The organism is Paenibacillus sp. S02 (genome assembly GCF_019454065.1).
GTDB classification, from domain to species: Bacteria; Bacillota; Bacilli; order Paenibacillales; family Paenibacillaceae; genus Paenibacillus; species Paenibacillus polymyxa_B.
On sequence record NZ_CP073682.1, the window covers coordinates 1,059,324 to 1,073,389 of the forward strand.

A 14,066-nucleotide genomic window follows, 5' to 3' on the forward strand; every position below is an offset into this window, starting at 1 on the left:
CACAGCAATATCAATATGCTTGAACAATGTACTCAACTGAATTACAATACAATTGATAATGATTTTTAATATCAATTAGGATGAGAAGGGGGAGTTGGACTACGTGTTTGGATTGACAAAAAAGCTACATATTTATATAGCACTTATTCTGATGATATCGGTGCTGGCTGGTTGTGCCTCGGGTGGAACTACAGGGACAACTGACCCTTCAAGCAAGTCTGCAAATGGTAATAAGAGCAATACAGTAGGCAGTGGTGCGGACGAGCAGACCAGAGTTATCAAACATGCCATGGGTGAAACGACAATTAAGGGAACTCCGAAGAGGATTGTAACCTTGTTCCAGGGTGCCAATGATGTTGTTGTTGCACTTGGTGTGAAGCCAACGGGTGTTGTGGAATCCTGGGTTCAGCAACCCGTATATAAATATTTGAAAGCGGATCTGGATGGCGTGACGCAGGTAGGTCAGGAATCACAGCCGAATCTGGAAGAGATCAACAAGTTGAAGCCGGATCTAATCATTGCCACCAAAACAAGACATGAGGATATCTATGATCAACTATCCCAGATTGCTCCAACGGTAGTTACCGAGACGTTGTTTGACTGGAAAGAGACGGTAAAGACGGCTGGTGAAGCGATGAATATGAAGGAACAGTCGGACAAGTTGCTTGCCGATTGGGATGCAAGGGTAGCGGATTTCAAAGACAAAATGGGTGACCGTCTTCCCATTGAAGCGACTATTACGAATTTCAGAGCCGATCAGGTTCGCATTTTCTATATGGGATACGCCGGGAAAATTTTGAAAGAGCTTGGATTTACCAGACCGCCTGGACATGATGAAGACACCTGGGGTGTGGAGTTGACTTCGAAAGAGAACATCCCGGATATGAACGCAGATATGATCTTCAACTTCAATTCAGGTACGGAAACAGAAGCTATTGAGAAAAATTATAAGGATTGGACCAGCAGTCCGCTCTGGAAAAATCTCGATGCGGTAAAGAATAACCAGCTGGTACAGGTTGATGAAGTGGCCTGGAACATGGGAGGCGGATACACATCGGCCAACATGATGCTGGACGACCTATACAAGCAGTTCAATCTGAATTAATGGGAGCAAGACCTGCCATGCACCAGGACATTCGTATACGAAGTGTATGGGCAGGCAGGTTTTTTTGCATTTCACGAATGAAAGAGTGAGAATATGTTTCCCCTTTTTACGAAGGCAAGTACGAAGATGTATGGACTATCCGGCTTATTCATTTTGCTATTACTCGCCTGTGTAGCCAGCATGATACTGGGACGCACACACATAACATTTCAAATAGCAGTGGATGCACTACAACACTATGACGAAAGCTCAGTGGAGCATGTCGTACTTCTGACGGAACGTTTACCACGCACAATTATTGCCGCTGTTGTTGGTGCAAGTTTGGCGGTGGCGGGAGGACTCATGCAAGCGCTAACTCGTAATCCGCTCGCTTCACCAAGTGTGTTTGGGATCAATGCGGGCGCCATCTTTTTTATCGTTATTGCCATCGTGGTGCTGTCGGTGTCCTCGCTCAGTACGATGATGTGGTTTGGTTTTGCCGGGGCAACCATTGCAACAGTGATTGTGTACGCGCTTGGGTCCATCGGTCGTGATGGTCTGACTCCCATCAAGATTGTGCTGGCAGGTACCGCTATCTCTGCACTTTTTGCTTCGTTCACACAGGCAATCCTGGTGCTGGATGGAACGGGATTACAGGACGTGTTGTTCTGGCTTGCAGGTTCAGTGAGCGGTCGGACACTCGACATGCTGTATCCTGTACTGCCATATATGACGGTTGCCACTGTAGTATCCCTGTTTATGGGCCGGGCGATCAATCTGCTCTTGACCGGTGATGATATCGCCAGAGGCATGGGACAGAATGTGCTACTGGTTAAGGTGCTTATGGGAGTCGTTACGGTATTGCTGGCCGGTGGTTCTGTTGCGGTGGCCGGTTCGATTGGTCTGGTAGGATTAGTTGTACCACATATCATGCGGGCGTTTGTTGGCAACGACTACCGCTGGCTTGTTCCCTACTGCATTCTGGGCGGCGCCATTTTGTTATTGGCGGCGGATGTCGTTGCACGACTGATCATCATGCCGCAGGAAGTTCCGCTTGGCGTTATGACAGCACTCATTGGTGGTCCCTTCTTCGTCTATATTGCCCGCAAGGGGGGGACGAAGATATGAGGAAGATGATTACTTTTCGCAATAAAAAAGATACGTTATCCTTGCAAATGGAGCGCAAATCGCTGTTCATCATCGGAATCTGTATGGTTTTGGTATTGATTGCATCCATTCTAGGAACCAGTGTGGGTAATGATTTCATATCTCCGCTGAATGTGCTGCAGACGATCTTCGGACTGGGCGCAGGCGATCATGACTTTGTCGTGTTGACGCTAAGGCTGCCGCGTGTGCTGTTATCGTTGCTTGTTGGTGCAGCACTGGGCATGTCCGGTGCCCTCTTACAGGGGATTATCCGTAATCCGCTCGCTTCACCGGATGTGATCGGGATAACGGGAGGAGCTGCCGTTGCCGCTGTGGGTTTTGTCACCCTGCTGGGTGGAACCATCAGTATCAAGCTGTTGCCGCTGTTTGCCATTATGGGGGCGATGATTACCACAATCATCATATATCTTCTTGCCTGGAAAAAAGGAGTAAGCCCGATTCGACTGGTGTTGATCGGAATCGGAGTGTCAGCCATTACGGGGGCCGGGACGACCTTCATGCTGATTCTTAGTCCATTCTATACGGCTGGTCAGGCGTATATCTGGCTGACGGGGAGTGTGTATGGAGCATCGTGGACCGATGTCAGAACGATCATCCCGGTGATTGTAATCGTGCTTCCGTTGGCGATCTGGTTTGCCCGCAGTCTGAACGCACAGGAATTCGGGGATGATCTGGCCACCGGGCTGGGGGTCACTGTACAGCGTCATCGTTCGGCACTGCTACTGTGCAGTGTACTGCTGGCTGGGGGGGCTGTTGCTGTCGCGGGGACGATTGGTTTTGTCGGTCTGATTGCGCCACATATTGCCCGGAAGCTGGTAGGGCGCATGTTTGGCAGCATGCTCATCGTTTCGGGACTGGTCGGTGCCCTGCTTGTATTTGCTGCTGATCTGATTGCCCGTACGGTATTTCTGCCACTCGATGTTCCGGCAGGGGTATTTACCGCCGGGGTAGGAGCACCGTTTTTCCTGTATCTGTTGTTCAAGAATCGAAATCAGTTTTGAGGAGGAGAATGCCGTGAGTATTCTGGAAGCCAAGGACCTTACGATCGCCTATGGCGCAGAGCCTATTATTGAAAATCTGAACCTGACTATTCCCAAGGGGAAAACTACTGTCCTGATTGGCAGCAACGGTTGCGGGAAGTCCACCTTGCTGCGAACGATGGCGCGACTGCTGAAGTCCAGTTCAGGCTCGGTGCTGCTGGATGGCGAGGAGATTGCGAAGTTGCCTACCAAGGAAATTTCAAGACGTATGTCCATTCTGCCGCAAGGTCCTTCTGCTCCAGAGGGACTGACGGTAAACCAACTGGTTCGGCAAGGACGGTACCCACACCAGACATGGCTGAAACAGTGGTCCTGCGAGGACGAACGCATGGTCAGGCTCGCGCTGGAATCCACACATCTGACTGCTCTGGCTGATCGGCCCGTGGACGCATTATCCGGCGGACAACGCCAGCGCGCCTGGATTGCGATGACACTCGCACAGGGAACAGAAACCCTGCTGCTGGATGAACCAACGACTTATCTGGATATGACCCATCAGATTGATATTCTGGATCTACTGTTCGATTTGAATGAACAGGAGGGACGCACCATAGTGATGGTCCTTCATGATCTGAATCTTGCGTGTCGCTATGCTCACCATATTGTGGCTGTCCACAACAAGTCCATCTACGCGGAAGGAAAACCGGAAGACATTGTTACGCAGGACATGGTCCGCGCGGTCTTCCAGATGGAGTGCGACATTGCGGTTGATCCGCTGTTTGGCACACCAATGTGCATTCCGCACGGGAAGGGAAGGAAGTTAAATGAAACCAAACGCTACAGCCACTTGGCTTGACGATCAAGAGATGCAGGCCTTGGCTGCCGAATACCGTCTGACCTGGGAGCCTTCGACAGATCGCACATTTTCGATGCCATTTACGGACTTGCTGGACCCGTCCAAAAGCCTGAACTATTTGCAAGGAGTTAGTAGCATCTTTGAGACGGACTCCCAAACGGCTACTGTATCTCTCTTTGCTAAACGGTATGCTTACTTGATTTTGGCTTCGGGCCTCTATGCCATGTCACGCTTCAACAAAGGCCTGAATTATGAGATTACCAACGGCACGATCGAATCCAGTTATCAGGGGGAGGCGTGGCTCCCCAAGGCTCGTCTGACCGATTGGCAGACGACCTCACCAGAGGCGGATCAGCGTGGCAAATGGAGAGATCAGGTGATTGAACAGATGTTCGCCGGTAATCTGGCCAAGGTGTGGCAATCGCTATCCAAGGCAACCCGGATTTCCCGTTCAGTTCTGTGGGAGAACACGGCCATTTATGTATACTGGCTCTATGAGAACAAGTTTGCTGAAGGAGCCACGCCTGAAGAAAAACAGCGTGTCGAAGAGGACTTCCATTATCTAATTCGTGATGCATCTGCACATCTCTTCGGTGAATCCCGTAATCCGCTCAAGCAGTTTAACACACCCAAGCGGGCAACAGCTGCTTCAGATACACCCATTCGTGTACGCACAACCTGTTGTTTCTATTATCTCGCTGCAGATGATCCACAAGATTACTGCTCTACCTGCCCCAAATTAAAGCATTAATGCCGATGATCATCATCCACATCCCCAGCCTATACTTCATTGCATCTCAATACAGCGAATAGCACAGGCAAGCTTATGACATAACGAAATTCAGAGCTTGTCTTATTAGTTGTGCCCATTGTTCCATGAACATTCCTTCATTTGGGGATTCTCTCCCTGCAAAAACCATCTTATTTTTCCTGAAAAGCTTATTATTGACAAGGTGACTGAAATTGCCATAAAATAGATTTTGTTTGAAACTGATAATCATTATCAATATTATTTCCATCAAATCAATCCGATGAAAGCACAACCAGGAGCGAACGCCTTCATTCGGTCGGGGAGGATTTTCATTGTTTCCGAAAGGAATTCATAATCTGCAAAACCGACTCATCATAAGCAAAGCAAGAGAAATGGGAATGACCTGCGAGCCACTTCTCGCAGAATGTGAAGATTTTTTGGAATTATCCTATGGGGATAAGCGCAGAGTCATTAATAAAACCAGATCGCATCGTCTACCCTTGATCGCTGGACTGCTCGCCAAGAACAAGCAGGTTTGTAATATGCTACTGCATGAGCGTGGAATGCCTGTGCCGCCGTTTATCGTTATCGAGGCAATGGGTGACAAGGCAACGCAGTTTCTGAAACTGCATCGCTCCGTTGTAGTGAAGCCGCTGGACGCAAGCGGCAGTGTAGGTGTGACACTCGACGTTCGAACAAACGAGGAACTGGAAGCGGCTATTGCCCGAGCGGGTACCCATAGTAACAGCATCATGCTGCAGCAATTCGTAACGGGTGTGGATTACAGGGTACTGGTCATTAACGGGGAAGTGGCGGCAGTAAATGAGTATCGACCTGTCTATGTAGAAGGAGACGGCACCTCAACCATCCGGGCGTTGATTCGAATGTTGAATCAGCAGCGAATCCAGCATACCAGTATAGGGAAGTTCGAGGCCTTTCCCAAGATTGATGAAGACGCAGAGCCTTTGCGAAAAGTTCTGCTTGGACAGGGAATCACGCTGGAGGAGGTACCTGCGGCAGGAAGAGAGATCGAGCTATATGATCTTCGCAATTCGGCCGCCGGGAACATCAGTGAATTTTATATGGACTGTACGGAAGCGATTCTTCCTGACAATGCACAAATGGCAATTGAGGCCGCAGGAGCCCTCCGGATTGATGTGGCTGGCATTGATATCCGTTGTGAGAATATCCGCCAGCCGCTGACAGGAGATCAGGGAGGCATTTTGGAAGTCAACGCATTGCCGGACCTGACCCACCATGTCTTCCCCTTTGGGGGGACCACACGTGATGTCGTCCGGTTGTACCTGGAGTATCTTTTTCAGATGGAACATCATTTCGAAAAGTCGATTGCAGAATAAGGGCAAATCATTGCTTGTTCTGGCTGAAAGGCCCACTTGCGTTTTGCGTTGTTCTTGCTCCTATGGTGTGATCGGTATATTCGAATGTACGTGCCTGCCCGCCGCAAGCGGTGGCATCCATCCAGCATTCCGCTGCTGGTCAGCAGTGTAGGTACTTTGGATGATTAGTCTGCTAATGGTTCAACGGGTCAGAACACCAGCAGATACGGCCAGATGGGCGGCACTGAAAGAGATTAATATGGGTCTCGGCTGTGCCATCTTGTGACCTTGTCCCTTGTTTTATTTATAACCCGAAAGAAGGTTGGCAACATTGTTCGAGATGGAAAACAGGCTCAGGTCTGAAGCAGAGCAGCAGGCGAATATACACTCTTGTAAGCTGCTGCTCAATTGTTATATCCGAGAGCTTGCGGTGGAGAAGGAGGGCGACATTCAGATTGATCCGAATGCAATGACGTACGCAGTTGCTTTTCAGGCCAGCGGGGTGATGATAACCGGACAATTAGCGTATTACTCGGCTATGGGAGAGCATGAGTACCGAAGCGTACAACAGCGCGGGCAAGCGGTGCATTATCAGGACCTGGTTCGCTGGATCACACTGGAGCTGAGTGAAGACACGGTGTTTGGAAACAGCCGGCATGAGCAAGGCAGGTTGACCCATGCGGCTGATTTGCGTGATTTTGCGGAAAAGGTAGATAACAGCGTGAATAATCTTGTGCTGTATATCGAGCAGGCTGCTGGACTTGGCATGTATGATTACTGTACTTCCGAACAGTCTTTGGTATATGGTCATCCCTTTCACCCGTTTCCGAAAAACTCCAAAGGCTTCACCGAACACGACGTACGGATGTACAGCCCAGAACTGCGTACCTCGTTCCAACTCTGTTACGTTGCTGTGAGGAAGGATGTGTACATGCAGGAATGGGTGGATGATCACACTAGGATCAAACTGCATGCCAGCCTGCACGGGCATGTGGAACAAGCTTGGGAAGTAGAGTGCGGTGAGCATGGGGATGAGTATGAACTACTGCCTATCCATCCCTGGCAGTATGCGTACGTGTTGGGCTTGTCCGAGGTCCAGCAGTATATTCTGGACAAGAAACTCATTCCGATGGGCAGCGGCGGGCCGAAGGCCTACCCGACCTCCTCGGTACGCACCGTCTATATTCCAGAGCTGAATTGCAATATCAAGCTGTCGCTGAACATGCAGATTACCAACATGATTCGCACCAATAGTGCGGAGCAGATGCGAAGGACGCTGGACGCCTCCAGGTACGTCAGGCAGCAGAATTGCTTCGGTGCAGATCAGCATACGCAGATTGCCTATGAGACAGGTGTAGCCACTTGTGACTTTCAGGAGGGAGAATTAACGAGTCTGTTTACCGTCGCATACAGACCGATTGAGTTTGACCCGGAATGTACATATGTCCTGTCGAGTCTGGTAGAAGCCCCCTTGCCGGGAATGCGATCACGACTTATGACGATGCTGGGTGGCGTACGTGCTGAAGCCGAGCGCTGGTTTGCACGTTATCTGACCTTGTCTTTGCTGCCCATTGTACGAGCGGCTGGAGAGCGCGGCATTCACTTTGAAGCTCACTTGCAAAATACTCTCGTGACGCTAAGGGACGGAATGCCTGAGGCATTTATTGTGCGCGACTTGGAAGGAGTCAGTGTCGATGCGGAGCTGATCCATGAGGAAGATACCGCTCCCTCCAAATTGCTGTTTTATCCACGGGACAAGGCTTGGGCGAGGACATCCTATTACTTTATCATCAATCATCTGGGTTCCCTCATTCATGCGATGGCAAGGGATGTGAACGTACCGGAGGAGCATTTCTGGGCAGAGGTCCGCGAAGTGCTGGTGAAGGAACTAGATCGAACTGGAAACGTGTACGTGCAGCATTTGCTGACCGCGGACAGTTTTCTGGCGAAACAAAATCTGGTGAGCTGTCTCAGGGGGATTAGTCAGACCCCGGCGTATGTGCCGGTGAGCAATATAATGAACCGAATAGGGAGTGAAGTGGCGTGGGGTTCATAGGGTACAGGGCTGAGAAAGGTCACAAGACGGCAGTATACACGGATGTACAGGAACGGATCATGCGGCAGGCGCTGGAAGCCATGTGGTTCGAGGGTATCCTTGACTGTAAGGTGGGGGAAAACGAATGGTGTACTGTGGGGCGGAGTACGTCAGGGCAGGCTGTGACATACAGCTGTGAGGCGGAGCGAAAATTTTCATTTGGCCGAGTGAAGGTGGCGAAGGGCTCGATTCGAAGAGAGGGCGTTCCCTGCACCGATCTGGATCTGTTTCTGGAGGAAATGGTGCTGAACCTTCTGGAGGGTGCGAATGTGGCGGCCTTCATTCAGGAATTGCTGGAGACGATGGTGAAGGACAGCCAGTGCCGGGCTTTGCTGCCTGAGAAGATTCCGGGTGAAGACCTACACTATGATGCCCTCGAAAGCCATATGAGCGACGGTCATCTCTACCATCCAAGCTACAAGTCGAGGCTTGGCTTCACCCTAAAAGACAATCTTGCTTACGGTCCAGAGTTTAACTCGGATGTGACCGTATACTGGATTGCCGTGAAAGAAGGACTTGTGCAAACGGCTCTTTCCACAGGCTACACGTCAGAACAGTTGGTGAGACAACATCTCACAGAGGAGGATATCAGCCGATTTAATCGGATACTTCAGTCGGAAGACACGGAGGGTAAACGCTATATATTCATTCCTGTTCATCCGTGGCAGTGGGAACACCAGCTGGAATCGGTGTTTGCCCGGCAACGAATGGACAGAGATATCGTTTTTCTCGGCCCTTCGGACTCAACCTATCGCGCCCAGCAGTCCATTCGTTCCCTGTCGAACCGGGTGAATTCGAAGGCACCGTATCTCAAGCTGTCGCTGAGTATTACCAATACATCGAGCATACGCATTTTGGCACAGCACACGACCCAGAATGCACCGCTAATCAGCGACTGGCTGGAAGCACTCATTCGAGAGGATGAGTTGTTGCAACGGGAAGAGTTTGCCATTCTGAAAGAGATCATGGGACTCTCGCTCCGGTACGAGAACTTGCCTGCAATCCAGTATGGACGGGCGTATGGCACAATAGGGGCGATCTGGCGTGAAAATGTATCTGTTCATCAGCAAGAAGGCGAGACAGCCTGGCCCTTAAATGCACTTATGCTGGTACAGTCGAACGGGGTACCGTTTATCGAGGGTGCAGTTGAGCGTCATGGCATTCAGAAGTGGAGTGAAGCCCTCGTTCGAACGGTATCGCTGCCTATTATTCATCTGCTCTATGCACACGGCATCGCGCTGGAATCGCATGCCCAGAATATCATTTTGGTGCTGGAAAATGATCTGCCGAAACGGATCATCATCAAGGACCTTCATGATGGTGTCCGCTATGTACCCGAGAAGCTGCTGAATCCAGAACGAGCCCCGAAGCTGCACCCCGAACTGGAGACCCATCGCAAATTCAATCGGTATTCCTTTATCTACGCGGGTGACGTGTCGGAAGTCCGGGACTATACGTATGATGCGTTCTTTTTTATCTGCATGACGGATATTGCGCTGACGCTGGAGAATTTCGGTCTGACGGAAGAAGCGTTCTGGCAGCTGTGCGCGGCCACGATTGTGGACTATCAGCGGGAGCACCCGGAGTACGAGGAACGGTTCGAGTGGTTTGATCTTTTTGCCGAGGATGCGCTGATTGAAGAGATGACCAAGCGCCGCCTGTATGGGGATGGGGAACTGTATTTCCGTAAGGCCAGCAATCCGCTGAAGTTGGCGAAGGACGTTCTCGGATGAGAACCAACACGCTGAAGGAGAAAATTGTACGTAAACAGCCGGTGTTTGGCCTCTTTGTCTCTATCCCACATCCGGTCATCATTGAGATGATTGGACATGCGGAGTATGATTTTGTAATTATCGACCTGGAACATGCCGCAACGAATATGGAATCGGTGGAAGAGCTGGTTCGTGCTACGGAGCTGGCAGGAATGACCCCGCTGGTACGCATCTCGAAGGTAGAGCGAACAGAGATTCTAAAGGTATTGGACTGCGGCGCACAAGGCATTGTCATTCCTCATGTGGAACAGCGGGAACAGGTGGAGGAAGCGGTTCGTCATGTATATTATCATCCGCTTGGCATGCGGAGTCTGAACAGTGGGCGTCCGGGAGTATTCGGCAAGTATCCACTCACCGGATATATTCAGGAAGCGAATAAACAGGTGATGGTTGTACCGATGATCGAAAGTGTGGAGGGCGTCCGGCAAAGTGTGAGCATACTGTCTCATCCCCAGGTGAGCTGGGTACTAGAGGGGGCGGCAGACCTGTCGCAATCACTTGGCGTACCGTGGCAGACGGAACATCCAGACGTGCAGCGTTCGCTAGGTGCACTACATGAAGCCGCAAAGCAGTGTCAGGTACCGTATGCAACAGTGGCCAGAAGCAAGGAAGGCATGGCGCTGTGGGCCGAACGGGGGGTATACATATATGTGTTGGGCGATGACCGGAATACGGCTTTTCGGGCGTACGAACAGAAACGGAATGACTATGGAAATGCGGGTGGACTGACTTGAAATCAAGCGTATGGAATATGATTCATGAACTGCAAAGGGATAGTGAAGACCCGGTATGTGCTTATGTCTACGATCTGGCTGGTATTCAGGAGCAGGTCCGTCACATGCTGCACACGCTGTCCAGTGGCACGCGGCTATTCTATGCCATAAAGGCCAATCCAGATCCCCGAATTATTGAGGCTTTGCTACCCTGGGTTCACGGGTTCGAGGTAGCTTCCATTGGTGAGTTGCTCAAGGTGAGGAGTGTAAGTAGCGAGGTTCCAATCCTGTTTGGCGGTCCAGGGAAAAAGGAGAATGAGTTGAAGCAGGCTATCGAGCATCAGGTGAGTTTCATTCATGTGGAGAGCCTGCTGGAACTGCGGCGTGTCATCGCCATTGCTACAAAGAGAGAGCAGGAAGTCCGCATTCTGCTGCGGATCAATCTGAGAAGCAGCACATTGCCGCGGACCCGGATTGTAATGGGCGGCGGTCCGAGTCCATTCGGCATGGATGAGGAGAGCGTGGAGGAAGCAGTCCGGGTCATTCGTGAGGAAGGCGCGGGTACGGTGCGTTTATGCGGATTTCATTTTCACTCGTTATCGAACAATGTGGACGCGAGACTACATGCCGAGATGTTCGAACTGTATTTGCAAAAGGCGGAGATGTGGCAGCAGGCATATGACCTGCATCTTGAAGTAATTAACGCCGGAGGCGGGTTTGGCGTCACCTATGATGGTAGCCCCGGGTTTGACTGGTCCCTGTTCACATCCCTGATTGAGCGAAGTGAAGCCAGAGGGCGCCTTGCTTCACGCGGCATACAGTTGTATTTTGAGCCGGGGCGCATGCTTGTCGCTGACCACGGTTATTATGCGGCAGAGGTTACGGACATCAAAACATCGCATGGTCAGCATTTTGCCGTGTTAAGAGGGGGTACACATCATAATCGTCTGCCCGCATCATGGGGACACGACCATCCGTTTCACATTATGTCTACGGACCGGTGGAGGCATCTGTTCGCAAGACCAGAGGTATGGAACAGCAAAGTTCATATAGTCGGAGAACTGTGTACGCCCAAGGATCGTATGCATTCGGATGCGGAAGTAGAGCGGCTGCGTGTAGGCGATATTGTTGTGTTTGAGAAGTCGGGAGCTTATTGCTGGACCATTTCGCATCATGATTTTCTGGGCCATCCGCACCCGGCATTCCATTATTTGACGGAGGACGACAACCATGTCAACAGTGATGAAGCGTTCCAGTCTGCAAGACGCTGAGCGCCGGATTATGGAGGATCTGATCAATGCATTTCTAGCCGAGCAATTGCTACCGCTGGAAGGGCATCCGTTCATTGAACTCTCTACTTCACCTGAACCGTTCCGCCGAATGGTTCTGGGGGATGGTAATGGAGGTCCTTCGCAGAGCGGATGGGGAACGGGTAACGGAACCGACGGCAATGTCGCAGGTAAGGATAAGCAGGATGAGAATGGGGCAGGTAGACATAGTGGACAGCTTATGCTGCATCAGAAAGGGATTTTGTTTCTGGTGAAAGCAGGCAAAAGACAGGGATATCAATGGGTACAAGGTTCACCCGTCTATGGAGAGAAACCGGATGGAGGCTGGAAGCTTCTTGAATCTCCGGCAGTCGTAGGACAGGCTGTGCTTCGGATGACGCTTTCCGATGAAGCATATGCGCATCCCGGGGTTGCGGAATTCTTGGCAGGCGTGGAAATAGCCACCGAGCAATTGGCACTGGGACTCCAGCAGGTGCAAGGACTGGGAGAACAAGTTCCGTTCAATGCCTACGATTGGTTTATCAAGGGAGAGCAGGTTGCAGCTTTGCGAGATCGTCCATTTCACCCCAGCTCCAAGGCCAAGGTGGGATTCACGGAAGCGGATGTGACCCGGTATTCAGCGGAATTCAGGAAGGAAATCCCGCTGCGATGGGTGGCGGTGCGTTGGGATGCCGTACAACAGGGATGTAAGGAAGGGTTGTCCACACTGGATGTACTGGATGAAGAACAGCGGAGCAGGCTGGAAGCAGAATTGGCCCGGAAGGGCCTGAATCTGCAAGAATACATGCCCATGCCAGTACATCCGTGGCAGATGGAACATATCATCTTGCCACGTTTCAACGGAGAGATCGCGGACGGTACCATCGCTGTACTGGATATTGAATTGGGAGAGGTTCAGGCGACATCGTCCCTGCGCTCGATGGCCCCGATGGAGGAATCCACACAGATGCTCAAGCTTCCGGTCAGTGTGTTATCTCTCGGGGCCGCCCGCTATCTCCCGGTGGTGAAGCTGCTGAATGGTCTGGCTGGGGAGAAGATGTTACGACAGGCGGTGGCCTGCGATGAATTGCTCACAGGTAAAGTGTGGCTCTGCGAGGAACGGAACTGGTGGGGATACATGCCTGAATCCATGGGATTGTTCGATGATCATCCTCGCCATCTGGCCGCCCAGATTCGCATCTATCCGCCAAAGTTGCTGGAAGAAGGTGTGCAGGTCATTCCCATGGCTGCGCTTGGGGTGACGCTGGAAGGTCGCCATATGTTATCCGACCTGCTGGGCAGAGAGTTAACTAGTGAAGAGGTTATAGGATTCTACACCGATCTGACGGCGTTATTCTATGATGTGGTGATGCGGCTGTTCAAGGTAGGCGTTGTACCCGAAATTCACGGTCAGAACTGCTGCGTGGTCCTGCGGGACGGACAGGTGAACGGCCTATTATTCCGTGACCACGATTCCGTACGTTTGCATCAGCCGTATCTGGACAAACACGGCATTGCGGACCCAGGTTATCATATCCGGCCGGGATACTCGAACAGCTTGTATAATGAGACGATCCGCAAGCTGATCTTCTACGTGCAGTCGCTGGGCACGCAGGTGAACCTGGCTGCGATTATGGAAGCGCTAAGCGAGGTGTATCCTATCCCTGAAGCGAAGTTATGGGATATCACCGAGCAGGCGTGGAAGGAAGCGCTACGGGTGGTGCCGCTTCCCGAAGCTGACCGGGCCGAGCTGTTCCAAGCGGTATTCGAGAGTAGGGAGTGGCCGGTGAAGCTCATAATCCGTCCGCTGCTTGAAGCGGACGGTGTGCCTGGGGCGATGCCATCAGGCAAAGGCACAGGTCTTAATCCTTTTTACAAAGGATAGAAGTTGTGACTAGAATGTTGGTTTAGTTAAGATGAGAAATGACGGAGGTGACCCGGTGTAATCGGGTTTCCTTTTTATGTAAGAGTTCATTGATAGCAGTGAGTGCAGTCACATAGACACATACGAAAACATGACTATAATGAACACATAGTTAAAAT

Annotated in this window: 11 protein-coding genes; all 11 read left to right on the plus strand. The window is 51.1% G+C overall.

Features of this window, described 5'->3' with window-relative positions; all coding sequences use genetic code 11:
• Positions 1-103 precede the first annotated feature (103 nt).
• The 11 genes from KAI36_RS04740 (at position 104) to KAI36_RS04790 (ending at position 13,908) form a co-directional block, all read left to right on the plus strand.
• Positions 104-1,105, plus strand: coding sequence for an ABC transporter substrate-binding protein (locus KAI36_RS04740; protein ID WP_258296093.1), 1,002 nt, complete (start codon positions 104-106; stop codon positions 1,103-1,105).
• A gap of 93 nt (positions 1,106-1,198) precedes the next feature.
• Positions 1,199-2,212 (plus strand): FecCD family ABC transporter permease, encoded by a 1,014-nt coding sequence (locus KAI36_RS04745; RefSeq protein ID WP_220027099.1) that lies wholly within the window; start codon positions 1,199-1,201, stop codon positions 2,210-2,212.
• Complete coding sequence (locus tag KAI36_RS04750) at positions 2,209-3,252, plus strand: FecCD family ABC transporter permease (protein ID WP_023987174.1); 1,044 nt, start codon at positions 2,209-2,211, stop codon at positions 3,250-3,252. The genes KAI36_RS04745 and KAI36_RS04750 overlap by 4 nt, the downstream gene beginning before the upstream one ends.
• Before the next feature lie 13 nt (positions 3,253-3,265).
• Positions 3,266-4,087: an ABC transporter ATP-binding protein gene (locus KAI36_RS04755; protein ID WP_220027100.1), complete on the plus strand. Its 822-nt coding sequence runs from the start codon at positions 3,266-3,268 to the stop codon at positions 4,085-4,087.
• A complete protein-coding gene (locus tag KAI36_RS04760; RefSeq protein ID WP_258296094.1) occupies positions 4,056-4,838 on the plus strand; it encodes an IucA/IucC family C-terminal-domain containing protein in 783 nt (260 codons plus the stop codon). The genes KAI36_RS04755 and KAI36_RS04760 overlap by 32 nt, the downstream gene beginning before the upstream one ends.
• 332 nt (positions 4,839-5,170) lie before the next feature.
• Entirely contained in the window at positions 5,171-6,196 is a 1,026-nt protein-coding gene (locus tag KAI36_RS04765) for an ATP-grasp domain-containing protein (protein WP_220027101.1), read from the plus strand.
• Positions 6,197-6,515: 319 nt separating this feature from the next.
• Complete coding sequence (locus KAI36_RS04770) at positions 6,516-8,231, plus strand: IucA/IucC family protein (RefSeq protein WP_258382312.1); 1,716 nt, start codon at positions 6,516-6,518, stop codon at positions 8,229-8,231.
• Positions 8,219-10,003 (plus strand): IucA/IucC family protein, encoded by a 1,785-nt coding sequence (locus KAI36_RS04775; RefSeq protein WP_220027103.1) that lies wholly within the window; start codon positions 8,219-8,221, stop codon positions 10,001-10,003. Before KAI36_RS04770 ends, KAI36_RS04775 begins: the two co-directional genes overlap by 13 nt.
• Entirely contained in the window at positions 10,000-10,776 is a 777-nt protein-coding gene (locus KAI36_RS04780; protein ID WP_220027104.1) for an HpcH/HpaI aldolase family protein, read from the plus strand. Before KAI36_RS04775 ends, KAI36_RS04780 begins: the two co-directional genes overlap by 4 nt.
• Positions 10,773-12,026, plus strand: coding sequence for a type III PLP-dependent enzyme (locus tag KAI36_RS04785; RefSeq protein ID WP_258296098.1), 1,254 nt, complete (start codon positions 10,773-10,775; stop codon positions 12,024-12,026). The genes KAI36_RS04780 and KAI36_RS04785 overlap by 4 nt, the downstream gene beginning before the upstream one ends.
• Complete coding sequence (locus tag KAI36_RS04790; protein ID WP_220027105.1) at positions 11,986-13,908, plus strand: IucA/IucC family protein; 1,923 nt, start codon at positions 11,986-11,988, stop codon at positions 13,906-13,908. Before KAI36_RS04785 ends, KAI36_RS04790 begins: the two co-directional genes overlap by 41 nt.
• The last annotated feature ends 158 nt before the right edge of the window (positions 13,909-14,066 follow it).

What these genes read in the sequence shown, in the direction of transcription:
- KAI36_RS04790 (WP_220027105.1), top strand. Translation starts at nt 11,986, where the DNA reads ATGTCAACAGTGATGAAGCGTTCCAGTCTGCAAGACGCTGAGCGCCGG.
- KAI36_RS04745 (WP_220027099.1), top strand. Translation starts at nt 1,199, where the DNA reads ATGTTTCCCCTTTTTACGAAGGCAAGTACGAAGATGTATGGACTATCC.
- KAI36_RS04760 (WP_258296094.1), top strand. Translation starts at nt 4,056, where the DNA reads ATGAAACCAAACGCTACAGCCACTTGGCTTGACGATCAAGAGATGCAG.
- KAI36_RS04770 (WP_258382312.1), top strand. Translation starts at nt 6,516, where the DNA reads ATGGAAAACAGGCTCAGGTCTGAAGCAGAGCAGCAGGCGAATATACAC.
- KAI36_RS04780 (WP_220027104.1), top strand. Translation starts at nt 10,000, where the DNA reads ATGAGAACCAACACGCTGAAGGAGAAAATTGTACGTAAACAGCCGGTG.
- KAI36_RS04750 (WP_023987174.1), top strand. Translation starts at nt 2,209, where the DNA reads ATGAGGAAGATGATTACTTTTCGCAATAAAAAAGATACGTTATCCTTG.